The organism is Enterococcus sp. DIV0876, assembly GCF_050529585.1.
In the GTDB taxonomy this organism is placed as follows: Bacteria; Bacillota; Bacilli; order Lactobacillales; family Enterococcaceae; genus Enterococcus_D.
In genome coordinates this window covers 2300880-2314865 of the sequence record NZ_CP172882.1, presented here as the reverse complement: position 1 = coordinate 2314865, position 13986 = coordinate 2300880, and the positions used below count along the sequence as shown (strand labels likewise).

Genomic DNA, 13986 nt, shown 5'->3' with positions numbered 1-13986 from the left:
GATAAAATAGCTAAAAAAGGAGCTGATATTGTCATGACACGATGTGATTGGGCCATCAACAATGCACTGATGCAACGTTATCACGACACCGTTTGGGGAAGACCCGAATATGATGACCGTCAATTATTCCGTAAATTGGTCTTGGATATGAATCAAGCTGGACTTAGCTGGCAAACGATCTTAAATAAAATGGCGAATTTTGATCAAGCGTATGATGGTTTTGATATTCAGACAGTTGCAAGATATACCGAAGAAAAAGTAGAAGCATTGATGTTAGATGCAGGCATCATTCGCAACCGACGTAAAATTGAAGCGGCGATTCACAATGCCAAAGAAGTGATCAAGATTCAAAAAGAATATGGAAGCTTTTCGGCATTTTTATGGCAGTATGTTGACAATCAGCCAATCATCAATCATTTTAAAACAGTGGATGAAGTACCTACACACTCAGCAATTTCTGACCAATTGGCCAAAGACTTGAAAAAGAGAGGCTTCAAGTTTGTTGGGACCACCACAATTTATGCTTTTATGGAAGCTGTAGGCATGGTCAATGATCATTTGGTTACTTGTATTTGTCGTCAAGAGAAAACCACCTAACAAAATCTATCGTAAAGTGAACAAGAGAGGATGATCAATATGGGAAAGGTTGTTTTTTATGGTGCTATTAGTTTGGATGGCTATTTAGCAGATCAAGAAGACGATTTGGCGTGGTTGTTTGAAACGGATACAGGGGTGCAAACAACATATGAAGCGTTCTTTGAAACGATCGATGCCACATTCATGGGACGCAAGACATATCAAGAAGCGAAGAAACTACTGTCAGGTGCATTCCTATATCCAGAAAAAGAAAATTATGTTTGTTCAACCACTTTGATAGAACCATTGCCAGATGCAACGATTATAAAAGAAGATCCAGTTACGTTCTTGCGCGCGCATCAAGACCAAAATATTTGGGTCGTTGGAGGCGGGCAACTGTTGCAACCGATTCTCGAAGCAGATTTGATCGATGAATGGTATATTCAAATTGCCCCGGTTCTCTTAGGCGCCGGCAAAAGACTATTTAAAGAAGGTAGCTATCTTTCGCGATTGCAGCTTGCGGATACCACCCAAATGGGACAGTTGATGGAATTGCATTATATTCGTGCAGCAAATTAGGCAGTAAAAGATAAAAAAGGTATCGCTCGTAAAATGAGCGACACCTTTTTGGTTGTTATTTAGTTAAACCGATTGAAGAATTCAATGTATTTGTCGGTGATTAGTTGGAAGAAATTCACAGTATCCGCTTTGATTTCATTATTTTCATCAATCAAGTTTGTAATACCGCCAATATAGGCTTCAGGTTGTTGCAGAGTTGGCATATCCAAGAAAACAAGAGATTGACGTAAATGATGATTGGCGCCAAAACCTGCGATCGCACCTGGTGAAACACTAACTACCAATGCTGGCTTGCCACCCCAGCTGCTAGCACCATAAGGCCGTGAGCCGACATCTAAAGCATTTTTTAGAGCTGCTGGTACAGAACGGTTGTATTCTGGCGTGAAGAAGAAAACACCATCAACTGCTTGAACATCTTGTCGGAATTTTGACCATTCAGCCGGTACTTGACCTTCTACATCTAAATCTTCGTTATAGAAAGGTAATTGACCAATCTCAAGAAAAACAGCCTCAAAGCCTTCAGGCAATAGATCTGCAAATTTTTTGGCTACGATCTTGTTAAAAGAGCCTTCCCGCAAACTACCTACGATAAAACCAATTTTTTTTGTCATATAAAATTCCTCCTTGTGTTGTTTACTCTTTTAACTTACCAAAAGTAAGTTAAAAGTGCAAATAAAATGTCTTGCATCAAATATATATGTTCTAAGATTAATGATACGCGTGATTTTGTATTCTGGCAAAAGATAACCATAGGCTAAAAAGAGAAAAAAGCAAAAAAAATTTAACTGTAAAGAAAAAACTCTTTACACCACTCCCAAAACCTGTTAAACTAGCTCTTGTGATTAAATCAATGGAGGTGTAAATAATGGCAGTTAAAATTCGTTTAAAACGCATGGGTTCTAAAAAGAAACCTTTTTACCGTATTGTCGTAGCAGATTCACGTTCTCCTCGTGACGGACGTTTCATCGAAACAGTGGGTACGTACAATCCTTTACAAGACCCAGCTCTAGTAACAATCAAAGAAGATCTAGTTCTTGATTGGTTATCTAAAGGTGCGCAACCTTCAGATACAGTTCGTAACATCCTTTCTAAAGAAGGCGTTATGAAAAAACACCATGAAGCAAAATACGCGAAGAAATAAGGTGACTTCGGATGAAAGATTTGCAAGAATTAGTCTTAATGATCGTTTCACCATTAGTTACCAAGCCTGATGAGATCCAACTTGATGTGGTCGAATCAGAAGATTTCTTAGAATACAATCTTACCGTAGCACCAGAAGATATCGGTCGAATCATTGGCAAACAAGGTCGCGTCGCGAAGGCGATTCGGACAATCGTTTACGGTGTTCGAACCAACGGACCCAAGAAAGTCCGTTTGAATATCATCGATGGCAAGTAAGACGTGAAAGCATTCTTTTATAAAGAATGCTTTTTTTGCTGTGAATCACTATGATTGGCTTGCAAAGCAAGACAGAATAGATGATGAACAGCACTAGCGGACCGGAGGGAGGGTAGTACCCATCGTTTCGAATCACGATGATTGGCTTGCGCAGCAAGACATGCAAGTCCTTCTTAACGGTCTATGTTTAGAAGCGACTGTAGGCGAAGCCAAGCGTAGACGAATAGATGATGAACAGTACTAGCGGACCGGAGGGAGGGTAGTACCCATCGTTTCGAATCACGATGATTGGCTTGCGCAGCAAGACATGCAAGTCCTTCTTAACGGTCTATGTTTAGAAGCGACTGTAGGCGAAGCCAAGCGTAGACGAATAGATGATGAACAGTGCTACCGACGCGCAGAAATGATAATAACCGTCGTTTCTCATTCTTGAGATGTATGACAAAATGATTGATTTTTGCGATAATACTTCTAAGGGGGTGGAGCAATTGTCACAAATCATTGCATGGATCGTGGTCTTGCTGATTGTGGTCTTTATTTACAAGGTCGGCTCATTTTTATGGCGGACATTGGGCATTTTATTGTTGCTCTTTCTATTATGGGTTTATCGTGTGGAAATTATGGCACAATTAAACGAATGGACCCAAAATTTCCGTTGGGGTGATCTATCTACACTAGGCAATCAATTTGTTCAGTGGCTCAAAGATATCGTGGCATCTATCCAACAATGGATCAGCAATCTTTAATTTTGATGAGAAAAAATGACAGACGATGTACGTTGTTTGTCATTTTTTTTGAGTAAGCGTATGCTTGAATCAAAGGGGGATTTATTGTGAAAAAAGAAGTTGGATTATTACTGACCTTATTGACTGTAGGTGCTTTGGCAGCATGCAGCAATGGCGATACAGATGAAACCCAAGCCACCAATATATCAACCAGTGAACAAATAAGTACCCAGACAAGTGAAAGTATGACAACGAGCAGCACGAGCACAGCATTAGCTTCATCAACCGCGGAAAGTGATAGTGGCCAAGATACGACAGCAACAGCCAATGTCTTTGATCAATTGGCTGAGACTTTTCCGAATATCACGTTGCCTGCAAAGGTATCTGTCGGTGATGGAAAAATCGTTAATGCGGCTACCGATGGCAATGACAGTGATTTATCGATCCTTTATTATGGATTAGATGAGCAGCTTTCTGTCAATGATACGGCGTTGAATAATGAAACAGCAGTTGCTGGTTATAAGACGAAAGTCTATGACTCCGTTGATGATGCTGCTGCCGCAGTCAATGTTACTGCCGATGAAGGTGGTCAAGCTGTTGATTTAGGTCATGGCATCACAGGCTATAGCCAAGGTGCTGCAGGGTCAACCTATCTGAGCTGGCAAGAAGGCAATTGGTCACTAACTGTCAGAGGAGTCAATCAGGAGCAGCAAGATCCTACCAGTAAAGCCAAAGAAGTTGTCGCATATCTTGAAAAGAATATGCTTCCTGTTCCAGGTGTTGGTCAAATCACAGTCGATATGGGGCAAGACGATTATCTAGCAACCACTGTTGTTTGGCAAGAAGACAAGCGGGTATATACTGTGGAACATCAAGAGGCCATTGCAGCATTAGAGATGGCAGTCTCGATGAATCAGTGAGTTTATTGCGTACACCGCAAATAGGAGACAAGATGTTGGATGAACCTTTCTTCGCTGTTTGATCGAAGAAAGGTTCATTTTTGTTCACAAGCTCCGCTTTGGCGTATCGCTTTGCAGGTAGAATTCAAGCATCCCCTATGCTAAAATAGGAGAGAAATCAGAAGAAATGAGGAACGAATGTGACCGAATATTTAAATGTAGGCAAAATCGTCAATACCCACGGCATCCGGGGGGAAGTACGAGTGATCTCTCAAACCGATTTTCCAGAGCAACGCTACCGCAAAGGCAAACAGTTGACCTTGTTTCGTGAGAATCAGCCAGCGTTAGACTTGATCGTTTCAGGTCATCGCAAGCACAAAAATTTTGACTTGCTGACTTTTGAAGGCTATCCAAATATCAATGATGTTGAACCTTTTCGCAATGGTATCTTAAAAGTATCCAAAGAAGATTTAGCGCAACTTGAAGAGAATGAATTTTATTACCATGACATTATTGGTTTAACGGTCTTAGAAGGGGAGCAAGTGATCGGCAAAGTCAAAGAAATTTTGTCACCAGGGGCCAATGACGTGTGGGTAATCCAACGCAAAGGCAAAAAAGATGCCTTGATCCCATATATCGAGTCAGTGGTCAAAGAAATCGATTTAGCCAAAGGACAAGTACAAGTTGAGATTCCAGAAGGGTTGTTGGACGATGCGGATTGATGTATTGACGCTGTTTCCGCGAATGTTTGATGGTCCATTAGGAGAGTCGATCATTGGCAAGGCCCGTGAAAAAAATATACTAGAAATCAATGTCTCGAATTTTCGTGATTTTTCGGATAATAAGCACCAAACGGTCGATGATTATCCCTATGGTGGTGGGGCCGGTATGTTGTTGAAAGTTCAACCAGTCTATGACAATGTGAAAGCCATTGAAAAAGAAACCCCCCATGTCAAAAAACGAGTTATTTTACTCGATCCGGCAGGGAAACCCTTCAACCAAAAAATGGCAGAAGAATTTTCTAAAGAAGAACATCTGGTTTTTATTTGCGGCCATTACGAAGGTTATGATGAACGGATCCGCAGTTTGGTGACGGATGAAGTTTCATTAGGAGATTATGTGCTGACTGGCGGGGAATTAGGTGCGATGGTGATGATCGATGCAACAGTTCGTTTGTTGCCAGACGTACTGGGCAACAATGTTTCAGCGCAAACTGATTCACATTCGACTGGTTTATTAGAACATCCGCAATATACACGTCCTGCGGTCTTTGAAGGGATGGAAGTACCGGCTGTTTTAATGAACGGCAACCATAAGCTGATTGAAGAATGGCAGTTGAAAGAATCTTTACGTCGGACGTATTTGCGGCGGCCAGATATGTTGGCTGCATATCCATTGACCCCTCAAATGGAAAAATTGTTGCAAGAAATCAAAGCAGAAGCGTAACCTTGTCACATCAAGTTGTTTGTGACAAGAAAATCTTCTTTACAGCAGCGTCTATTCTGTGGTAAGATATTTCAGTGAGTGTAAACTCAACTATTACGATGTTCCGCTGGAGCTGATTGCTTTATGAATGTTTGGGAATAAGGAGAATGATAAAGATGAATCCATTGATTCAAGAACTAACTCAAGAACAATTACGTACTGATATTCCAGCTTTCCGTCCTGGTGACACTGTTCGCGTACATGCGAAAGTTGTCGAAGGTACTCGGGAACGTATCCAGTTATTCGAAGGTGTTGTAATCAAACGCCGCGGCGCTGGTATCAGCGAAACTTATACAGTACGTAAAGTATCAAATGGTGTCGGTGTTGAACGTACCTTCCCATTGCACACACCTCGTGTTGCACAAATCGAAGTTGTTCGTTACGGTAAAGTACGTCGTGCAAAATTGTACTACTTACGTGCATTACACGGAAAAGCAGCGCGTATCAAAGAAATCAGAAGATAAACACGGAAAACTTCCTTGGAAATCTGAAATCTATGAAAAGTCCTTGTATATCAAGGGCTTTTTCTTTTTTCTCTATCACAGTTTTAAGCCATTTTTGGCTGTTTTGGACCATTTTTCACTCATATTCCCCTAAATTGTCCTAGATTGTCCGACATTGACTATCAGTGTTGTCAAAATAGGGCAAAATTTAGTAGTCAGCTTGACGACAAATTTAATACGGAAAATACCAAAACATTTACCGAATTTAGCAACTTTTGAACCCGAGTTACTAAAAAGGTCGACTTTTTTCAAAAAAGACAAAACATGTACTTTTCTACTAAAAAGTTAATGTGATAGGCTTCTATCTAAATAATTTTTAGGAGTTTTTATCGTGAAGCAAAATGATGGACGTATCATATGGAAAAATATAAGTGATCTAAAACTGATTTTGCTCATTAATGAGTTCATCGAAAAACACGGAATAAAATCTAGCCGTCAGTACCAGAAAAAATTATCAGAGAATCCAAATTCTGCACCAGGTATGTGGTTTATTATTCAAAAATATGGATCATGGGAAAATTTGTTGGTTAGTATTGGTCTGGAAAATACAGGATATGGAAAATGGGCAAAAACATCAGAAAAAGATTTATTGAGAATAGTAGGAGCTTTTATCGAGGTTGAGAAAATAACTTCTCAGCGTATGTATGAACAAAAATCGGTGGGAAAAGATGTTCCTTCATTAAGTACATTGAAAAAGAGGTTTGGAGATGTAAGACCTCTCTTCAGAAAGAAAACGGAGGAGCCTTCATTTACTGATTTTGAATTGATGCTTGAACTAAGAAATGAAATAATCCGATTAAATTTACAGGATGATTTATCAATGACGAAATTTCGGAAACTCGTTCAATCACCGAGGCTGCCGTCAGTTGATACAATAATGAAAAGAACAAATAAAAATTGGGAGGAATTAATGACAGAGATAGGGTTTGATTATCGAAAAATCAAAATCTATAAACAGAGAAACAACTTATCTAAAATAAAGAAAACTAAATAGTAGCACTCTAAATCAGACGTTCAAAACTAAAAATTTGAACGTCTTTTTTATTACCCAAAAACGAAAGGAGATTTATTTTATGAAAAAGCCAAGATTTAAGAATTGGCGCTTGTTTGCGGCGTTAGCCCTATTAGGTCAAACAATTGGTGGCTCCCTTGGTCCAACTATTGCCTTTGCCGAGAAAATCACCCATCCACAAACGGTAACGGTGGAACTGGATTTGGCTCACCAATATGCGGTCGAAGGTATTTTTAGTGATGGTCGTCCCATGTCAGAAGTCACCGTGCCGCACTATGCTGTCTACAATGGCGTTAAACAAGACATTTTCTGTATCGAACCAGGAGTGCCGATTTACAATGAATTCACGCCAGGTTATGAGAAGAATCCATTACCCTCTATGCCGGAGAAAGCAAAACTAGTTTCTGTTTTATGGAAGAATGCCGGCACGGATGTGGATACTCATATTGTGGCCCAGAAGATGATCTGGCAAGAAGTCAATGGCTACACGCTTCACTCAATTAAACGTTCCGATGGCAGTGCAGTAAATATCGCAGCCATTGAAACAAAAATCAATCAGGCCATCACGGATTATCAGAAGAAACCAAGCTTTCACAATTCCACAGTGAAAACCGTGTTAGGCCAATCGACCACTGTGACCGATACAAATGGTCTGAATTTATTGGAATTTGATGAGGTTGTCGACAATACCGCCAATATTGATTACCGCGTAAATGGCAACCAATTGGTGATTACGCCAAATGCCAATTCTAAAGAGAGCGGTGTGTTAACCCTAAAGAAATCCGCCGGTACTGGAACACCTGTGGCTTACAAAAAAGCCGGCCAACAAACTTTGATGGCGGGGGCAATTGAGAAGCCCAATACCTATACGATTAAAATTGATGTAGAAACAGAAGGATCTTTAAAGATTAAGAAAGTTGATAAGGAATCTGGTGACGTTGTCCCGGGAACGGTTTTCCATTTGGATTTTGGAAAAGTCTTACCTGAAAAAGATGTCACTACGAATAAAGAGGGAGTTGCTGTGTTAGATGGGATTCCCCATGGCACCAAAGTAACCATTACTGAAAAATCGGTGCCGGCGCCTTATACGATTGATACCACACCCATGACTGCCACTATTAAAGCCGGGGAGACCATTTCTGTAACTTCAAAAAACATGCGAGAAAAAGGGCAAATCATTCTGGACAAAACCGGAGTTGAGTCAGGGACGGATCTCTGGAATGAGAATTATTCCTTAGCTGGCAATACGTTTGCCATTCGCAAAGACAGCCCAACTGGTGAAATCGTCCAAGAAATCACGACGGATGAAAAAGGGCATGGGGAAACACCAAAAGATATCGCCAATGCATTGGAATTGGGAACCTATTATGTGACAGAAACCAAAGCGAGTAATGGCTTCGTGAATACTTTCAAGCCAGTAAAAGTTGAACTGAAATACGCCAATCAAACTGTGGCACTGGTGACCAGTAACGTAAAAGGCCAAAATCAAGAAATCACTGGCGAAACCACTTTGACAAAAGAAGACAAAGATACTGGAGATAAAACACAGGGTAAGGCAGTCTTTGAGGGTGCTGAATACACTTTGTTTACCGCTGAAGATGGGCAAGCGGTCAAATGGACGGATGCTTTTACATCAGAATTGGTAAAAGGCACCAAAGCTTCTGATGAAACGGTCACCTTGAATTTGGATGAGAAGAATCAAGTAGCCGTGAAGCATCTAGCCATTAATGAATACTATTGGCAAGAAACAAAAGCGCCAGAAGGGTATACTTTGGATGAAACAAGATATCCGGTGTCCATCAAAAAAGTAGATGATAGCGCAGAGAATGCGGTTATCACGCGCGATGTGACTGTCAAGGAACAAGTAATTCGTTTCGGCTTTGATTTCTTCAAATTTGCCGGATCAGCCGCCGGAACTACCGAAACGGGCTTCAATGACTTAACCTTTAAGGTAACACCATTGGAAGGAACCGCGGAGATTACCGGTGCTAAAGATGAAGCCACCACAGCTTACAATGATCAACTAGGCTTTGATGGTTATGGCAAATTTGAAAATCTGCCCTATGGGGATTATTTACTGGAGGAAGTGGAAGCACCAGAAGGATTCCAAAAGATTACACCGCTAGAAATCCGTTCTACTTTCAAACAAAACAAAGAAGATTACGCTAAAAGTGAATACATTTTTACCATTACCGAAAAAGGACAAAAGCAACCAATTAAAACAGTAACAATCCCTTATGAGAAGCTAACCAACACGAATTTCTCTGTTAGTCTGAACCGTTTGATGCTATATGATTTGCCTGAGGAAGAAGACAGTTTAACTTCTCTAGCGGCTTGGAAAGACGGTGAAAAAGAATTGGTGACCCTTGATTCTACTGAACTAGTCGATAAATTGAGTTATAACTTGCATGAAATCAAAGACGATTGGTATGTTGTGGCCCAAGCAATCGATGTGGAAGCCACAAAAGCTGCCCAAGAAAAAGACGAGAAGGCAAAACCAGTCGTGATTGCGGAAACAACCGCAACTTTGGCGAATAAAGAAAAAACTGGAACTTGGGAAATTCTGCATAAATTAACCGCCGAACAAGTCTTGGATAAAACGATTGTCTTATTCAATTATGTGTATGAAGATAAGGAAGCTTATGAAGCAGGAGAGGAACCAGTCGCAAAAGATGCCAGCTTGAACAATCAAGCCCAAACCGTCAAGAGTGAGATGGACCGGCATGTTTCCATTCAAACAAAAGCCCATCTAGAGGACGGTTCTCAGACGTTCACTCACGGTGATGTGGTGGATATGTTTGATGATGTTTCGATTACCCATGATGTACTGGATGGCTCAAAGGAAGCCTTTGGAACCATTTTATATGCGTTACTTCCAGATGGTACAAACAAAGAAATTTGGAAATCTGGCAAAATTGAGTATGAAATCAATGACAAAGAGTTCACCAAAATCGTGCTCGCAGAAAAAGTAGATACGAGTAAGTACCCAGAAGGAACCAAATTTACGTTTGCGGAAATCAATTACGATAAAGATGGAAACATCAATGGAAAACACAATGAGGATTTGAAAGAAAAATCCCAAACCTTAACGCCAAAAGAAGTTCCGACAACACCTGGTACGCCAGAACAATCGGAGACACCAACTGTTTCAAGTGACACTCCAGAATCCAGTCCTACAGTGAAGACATTCCCTAAAACTGGAGAGAAAAATTCCAATGTTCTCCTGTTCATTGGCTTCACCTTGATCTTTGCGACGGCTGGGTATTACTTCTGGAATCGTCGAAACTAAGGTGATGAGATGAAACAAGTAAATCCTAAGAACCAACGTGCGCGACTGCCTCCTAAAAAAGTTGTCGCGCTATTTTTGTATCACAAACTAAAAATGAAAAGAGGAAAGAACATGGAATTAAAATTTGTTGTGCCAGATATGGCCGAAACCTTTGGAAAACTGACTTATGGTGGCGAAGGTGAGGTACTCACAGAAGGATACGGTCGAAATACCACCGTAATTGGTCGAAGCTATCACTTGTTTTCTAGCAAGCAACGAGCTGATGATATCGAAGTGGTGGTAGCTGCGGAAGCCGGGGAAAAGGATTTTGATCAAGACCAACCGCTAAAAGCCGTCAATCCCCACTTGGTTGCCAAAGGGTATGAGATTGAGAACCGTGGTTTTACGGATTATGTGTTGTATGTCGATGATTTAGTGAAAGCATAGGAGGAGAAAAGATGAGATTAACAGAAGGTATTGTCGTAGATTCAGGATTAACATTTGGCAAGTTGCGGTTTTCTGCATTGCGCCGGGAAGTTCGCAAACAAAATGAAGATGGAACGGTTAGTAACGAGGTGAAAGAACGGACCTATAATTTGAAATCCTCGGCGCAAGGTCGAATGATCCAAGTCAGTATCCCGGCAAATGTGCCCTTACGCGAGTTTGCCTATGATGCCGAAGTCGAATTGGTCAATCCGATTGTGGATACTGTCGCCAATTATGTTTTCCGAGAAGGAACCACGGTCAATTGGTTCATTAAGGCGGATGATTTGGTGCTAAAACGCCCGCAAAATCAAGGAAATCCTAACAATCAAAATGAAGGGAAGAAATAGGTGAGAACTATGGAAATAAATGTTGAGCATATTTTAGATTGTCTCGATCAATATGGCAAAGGAGAGCTGACCGAAGAACAACTCACGAAAGCTTTGACATACGATGAAAAACTGTTCCTGATTATGCATCAAGGTTTACTCGGAGTAGATACCGATAGCGAAGAAGACTTTGATGTGCTGGATTGGCTAGGAGAAGAAGAGTCATTCTTTATGGTTGTGGAAGTAAATGAGTGTTTGTGTCGGGAAGCTGAATCCGTCTTGGAAGACCTTGGCGTTGAGATGCCGGATGCCATTGAAGGCTTTTTAAAGCGACTAGTAGAAACCAAGCAACTTCCCGTTGTGGCAAAAGATTAGGGATGATCATTGAAATTGGCCCGATAAATTACATTGGGCTTTTTTCGATTGGAGGTGACGAGTGACGTGCAGTACAAAGGACATCGCATACGAGCTGGGGATCAACATTTGGTTTATCACTTTGTTTTAGGGTGGTTGATACTCTTATTCATCGGTTGGATGGTCATCTTTTATTTTCAAGAGCATAGGCAGTTGGATTTTTCTAGTCTATCAATTTCCACTATTGAAATTGCTTGGTCTATGAAAGATTTAGTCCGTCTATTGGGAAGTCTAGCACTTTCAGGAAGCATGTTCTTGCTTTATATTCACTTTTTCCACGATCACTGGCGGAGTTTGTGGCACCGGCAGAAGCTAGCCCGGATGATTCTAGAAAACCATTGGTATGAAGTAAATCAGACCCAAAGCGAAGGATTTTTCAAAGACCTCAATAGTAGTCGAACCAAAGAGACCATCAGCTATTTCCCCAAAATTTATTATCGGATGAAGGATGGGTTACTTTCCATTCGTGTTCAAATTTCACTTGGGAAATATCAAGATCAGCTCTTGAAGTTGGAAAAGAAATTGGAAAGTGGGCTGTATTGTGAGCTAGTGGAAAAGGAACTCAAAGACTCTTATGTGGAATACACCTTGCTTTACGATATGATTGCCAATCGGATTGGGATTGAGGACGTGGTGGCAGAAAATGGCACATTACGATTGATGAAGAACCAAGTGTGGGCCTATGATTCCTTGCCGCATATGTTAATCGCTGGCGGCACTGGTGGAGGAAAGACTTATTTCCTACTTACCATTATTCAGGCGCTACTAAAATCTGAGGCAGAGCTATTTGTCCTTGATCCGAAGAATGCGGACCTAGCAGATTTAAGTACGGTGATGCCTCACGTTTATTTTCAAAAGGAAGAAATTTCTGCGTGTGTGGAGGATTTCTATGAACGCATGATGGCTCGTAGTAAGGCAATGAAAGAAATGTCCAACTACAAAACAGGGGAGAATTATGCCTATCTTGGTCTTCCGCCAAACTTTTTAATCTTTGACGAATATGTTGCTTTTATGGAGATGTTAACGACGAAGGAAAGTGCGACGATTTTGAATAAGCTCAAACAAATTGTGATGTTAGGTCGTCAGTCTGGCTTCTTTTTGATTCTAGCTTGTCAAAGACCAGATGCGAAATATCTGGGAGATGGGATTCGCGATCAATTTAATTTCCGGGTTGCTTTAGGACGGATGAGTGAGCTGGGGTTTTCTATGATGTTTGGTGAGGTTGATAAAAACTTCTTTATGAAGCGGATTAAAGGACGAGGGTATGTGGATACAGGTGGAAGTGTGATTAGTGAGTTTTACACGCCTTTAGTACCGAAAAACTATGAATTTCTATGTACAATTGACGGGATAATAAAGAAACGGTGAGCTTTCAATGGATCATATCGTTTTCAAATACTGACTTTATACTGTGAATGACGTATAATACTTTTAACAGACGGAAAGGGGATGAATTAGGTGGAAACGAATGATTCTTATTTAGAGTATGCAAAAGCAAATAAGGATAAATTTATTTCTTATATTATCAAAGGAAAATCCCCCGAAGTTGGACGAGATGCAGTCTTTATGACATGAAGTCCAGGAGCTGGAAAATCAGAGGTTGCGATGGGATTAGCTGAGAATTATGATAATCACGTAATTATTGATGCGGATTACTTTCGCACACAGTTTCCTGAGTATAATGGGAAAAATTCTAGCCTCTTTCAAAAAGCATCTTCTTGGTTAGTAGAGCAAGCATTTAAACATGTTTTGGAGCATGGCTACTCATTTGTTTTAGATGCGACTTTTGCTATTTTAAGTGCCGGAAAAAATATTTCACGCGCGTTGAAAAATGATTTTCGAGTGACGATTTTTTATGTTTATCAAGATCCTAAAGTTGCTTGGGGATTTACCAAAGAACGAGAATTAGCAGAAGGTCGACATGTACCGAAAAAGGTATTTATTAACGCCTTTTTCAAATCAAGAGAAAATATCGCAAAAGTAAAGAGTAAACATCCAGATGTGTTACTTCATATCATAATAAAAGATTATAGGAATAATATTTCCGAAGTTCATTACGCTGCGGATAATCTTGAGCTGTTTTTGCCATTACAGTATAACAGGGAAGATTTGGAGGTTCAATTATATGACTGAGAAAGAACAAGTAACAAAAATTGTAAAAAAATACAATAAGAGTATTGCGGATTTATCGGAAAATGCAACTGCAAAAGAATTTAAAACGGTGATTAAGTATGTTGCCGATCAAGCTAACGAAAAACAACGAAAATTAGTTGGACTGGATAAAAAATAGTAAGACAATTTAATAACGTGCGAGC

At 40.4% G+C, this 13986-nt stretch carries 17 protein-coding genes and 1 pseudogene; 17 read left to right on the top strand and 1 reads right to left on the bottom strand.

Annotation, left to right across the window (positions count from 1 at the left end):
* Window positions 1–33: 33 nt before the first annotated feature.
* Complete coding sequence (locus IGI41_RS10990) at window positions 34–597, top strand: DNA-3-methyladenine glycosylase I (protein WP_430609806.1); 564 nt, start codon at window positions 34–36, stop codon at window positions 595–597.
* 39 nt (window positions 598–636) lie between these two features.
* Complete coding sequence (locus tag IGI41_RS10985) at window positions 637–1155, top strand: dihydrofolate reductase family protein (protein WP_430609805.1); 519 nt, start codon at window positions 637–639, stop codon at window positions 1153–1155.
* Between the two features lie 59 nt (window positions 1156–1214).
* Here the strand turns inward: IGI41_RS10985 and IGI41_RS10980 are convergent, their stop codons facing one another.
* On the bottom strand, window positions 1215–1766 hold the full coding sequence (locus tag IGI41_RS10980; RefSeq protein ID WP_430609804.1) for an NADPH-dependent FMN reductase: 552 nt from the start codon (window positions 1764–1766) through the stop codon (window positions 1215–1217).
* A 254-nt stretch (window positions 1767–2020) separates the two neighbouring features.
* Here IGI41_RS10980 and rpsP point away from each other — a divergent pair, with 254 nt between their 5' ends.
* The 15 genes and pseudogenes from rpsP to IGI41_RS10905 all read left to right on the top strand — a co-directional run bounded on the left by rpsP (window position 2021) and on the right by IGI41_RS10905 (window position 13961).
* Window positions 2021–2296, top strand: coding sequence for a 30S ribosomal protein S16 (gene rpsP, locus IGI41_RS10975; RefSeq protein WP_054115388.1), 276 nt, complete (start codon window positions 2021–2023; stop codon window positions 2294–2296).
* A gap of 11 nt (window positions 2297–2307) precedes the next feature.
* Window positions 2308–2553 carry a KH domain-containing protein gene (locus IGI41_RS10970; RefSeq protein WP_430609802.1) on the top strand — a complete coding sequence of 82 codons (246 nt, stop codon included), beginning with the start codon at window positions 2308–2310 and terminating at the stop codon, window positions 2551–2553.
* 488 nt (window positions 2554–3041) lie between these two features.
* A complete protein-coding gene (locus IGI41_RS10965; RefSeq protein ID WP_430609801.1) occupies window positions 3042–3299 on the top strand; it encodes a hypothetical protein in 258 nt (85 codons plus the stop codon).
* 86 nt (window positions 3300–3385) lie between these two features.
* Window positions 3386–4198 (top strand): hypothetical protein, encoded by an 813-nt coding sequence (locus IGI41_RS10960; RefSeq protein ID WP_430609800.1) that lies wholly within the window; start codon window positions 3386–3388, stop codon window positions 4196–4198.
* A 179-nt stretch (window positions 4199–4377) separates the two neighbouring features.
* Complete coding sequence (gene rimM, locus IGI41_RS10955; protein WP_430609799.1) at window positions 4378–4899, top strand: ribosome maturation factor RimM; 522 nt, start codon at window positions 4378–4380, stop codon at window positions 4897–4899.
* The gene (trmD, locus tag IGI41_RS10950) at window positions 4889–5623 is read left to right on the top strand and encodes a tRNA (guanosine(37)-N1)-methyltransferase TrmD (RefSeq protein WP_430609798.1); all 735 of its coding nucleotides are present in this window, start codon (window positions 4889–4891) and stop codon (window positions 5621–5623) included. Before rimM ends, trmD begins: the two co-directional genes overlap by 11 nt.
* A 155-nt stretch (window positions 5624–5778) precedes the next feature.
* A complete protein-coding gene (rplS, locus tag IGI41_RS10945) occupies window positions 5779–6126 on the top strand; it encodes a 50S ribosomal protein L19 (protein ID WP_002357176.1) in 348 nt (115 codons plus the stop codon).
* A gap of 370 nt (window positions 6127–6496) precedes the next feature.
* Window positions 6497–7159, top strand: a complete 663-nt coding sequence (locus tag IGI41_RS10940; RefSeq protein WP_430609796.1) for a hypothetical protein — start codon at window positions 6497–6499, stop codon at window positions 7157–7159.
* Window positions 7160–7238: 79 nt separating this feature from the next.
* Window positions 7239–10466: a fibrinogen-binding MSCRAMM adhesin Fss3 gene (gene fss3 / locus IGI41_RS10935; RefSeq protein WP_430609795.1), complete on the top strand. Its 3228-nt coding sequence runs from the start codon at window positions 7239–7241 to the stop codon at window positions 10464–10466.
* Between the two features lie 111 nt (window positions 10467–10577).
* Window positions 10578–10892 (top strand): YdcP family protein, encoded by a 315-nt coding sequence (locus tag IGI41_RS10930; protein WP_010754277.1) that lies wholly within the window; start codon window positions 10578–10580, stop codon window positions 10890–10892.
* Window positions 10893–10903: 11 nt separating this feature from the next.
* Window positions 10904–11278 (top strand): YdcP family protein, encoded by a 375-nt coding sequence (locus IGI41_RS10925; RefSeq protein WP_010740288.1) that lies wholly within the window; start codon window positions 10904–10906, stop codon window positions 11276–11278.
* Window positions 11279–11287: 9 nt separating this feature from the next.
* Window positions 11288–11632, top strand: a complete 345-nt coding sequence (locus tag IGI41_RS10920) for a damage-inducible protein J (RefSeq protein WP_430609794.1) — start codon at window positions 11288–11290, stop codon at window positions 11630–11632.
* 66 nt (window positions 11633–11698) lie between these two features.
* Window positions 11699–13039, top strand: coding sequence for an FtsK/SpoIIIE domain-containing protein (locus IGI41_RS10915; RefSeq protein ID WP_430609793.1), 1341 nt, complete (start codon window positions 11699–11701; stop codon window positions 13037–13039).
* A 90-nt stretch (window positions 13040–13129) separates the two neighbouring features.
* A pseudogene (locus tag IGI41_RS10910) lies at window positions 13130–13804 on the top strand (zeta toxin family protein).
* Window positions 13797–13961: a hypothetical protein gene (locus IGI41_RS10905; protein ID WP_002335608.1), complete on the top strand. Its 165-nt coding sequence runs from the start codon at window positions 13797–13799 to the stop codon at window positions 13959–13961. The pseudogene IGI41_RS10910 and the gene IGI41_RS10905 overlap by 8 nt, the downstream one beginning before the upstream one ends.
* Window positions 13962–13986 lie beyond the last annotated feature (25 nt).

Bases quoted from the DNA above. Each gene is read 5' to 3' on its own strand.
- IGI41_RS10990 (WP_430609806.1), top strand. From the start codon at position 34: ATGACACGATGTGATTGGGCCATCAACAATGCACTGATGCAACGTTAT.
- IGI41_RS10985 (WP_430609805.1), top strand. From the start codon at position 637: ATGGGAAAGGTTGTTTTTTATGGTGCTATTAGTTTGGATGGCTATTTA.
- IGI41_RS10980 (WP_430609804.1), bottom strand. From the start codon at position 1,766: ATGACAAAAAAAATTGGTTTTATCGTAGGTAGTTTGCGGGAAGGCTCT.
- rpsP (WP_054115388.1), top strand. From the start codon at position 2,021: ATGGCAGTTAAAATTCGTTTAAAACGCATGGGTTCTAAAAAGAAACCT.
- IGI41_RS10970 (WP_430609802.1), top strand. From the start codon at position 2,308: ATGAAAGATTTGCAAGAATTAGTCTTAATGATCGTTTCACCATTAGTT.
- trmD (WP_430609798.1), top strand. From the start codon at position 4,889: ATGCGGATTGATGTATTGACGCTGTTTCCGCGAATGTTTGATGGTCCA.
- rplS (WP_002357176.1), top strand. From the start codon at position 5,779: ATGAATCCATTGATTCAAGAACTAACTCAAGAACAATTACGTACTGAT.
- fss3 (WP_430609795.1), top strand. From the start codon at position 7,239: ATGAAAAAGCCAAGATTTAAGAATTGGCGCTTGTTTGCGGCGTTAGCC.
- IGI41_RS10930 (WP_010754277.1), top strand. From the start codon at position 10,578: ATGGAATTAAAATTTGTTGTGCCAGATATGGCCGAAACCTTTGGAAAA.
- IGI41_RS10925 (WP_010740288.1), top strand. From the start codon at position 10,904: ATGAGATTAACAGAAGGTATTGTCGTAGATTCAGGATTAACATTTGGC.
- IGI41_RS10920 (WP_430609794.1), top strand. From the start codon at position 11,288: ATGGAAATAAATGTTGAGCATATTTTAGATTGTCTCGATCAATATGGC.
- IGI41_RS10905 (WP_002335608.1), top strand. From the start codon at position 13,797: ATGACTGAGAAAGAACAAGTAACAAAAATTGTAAAAAAATACAATAAG.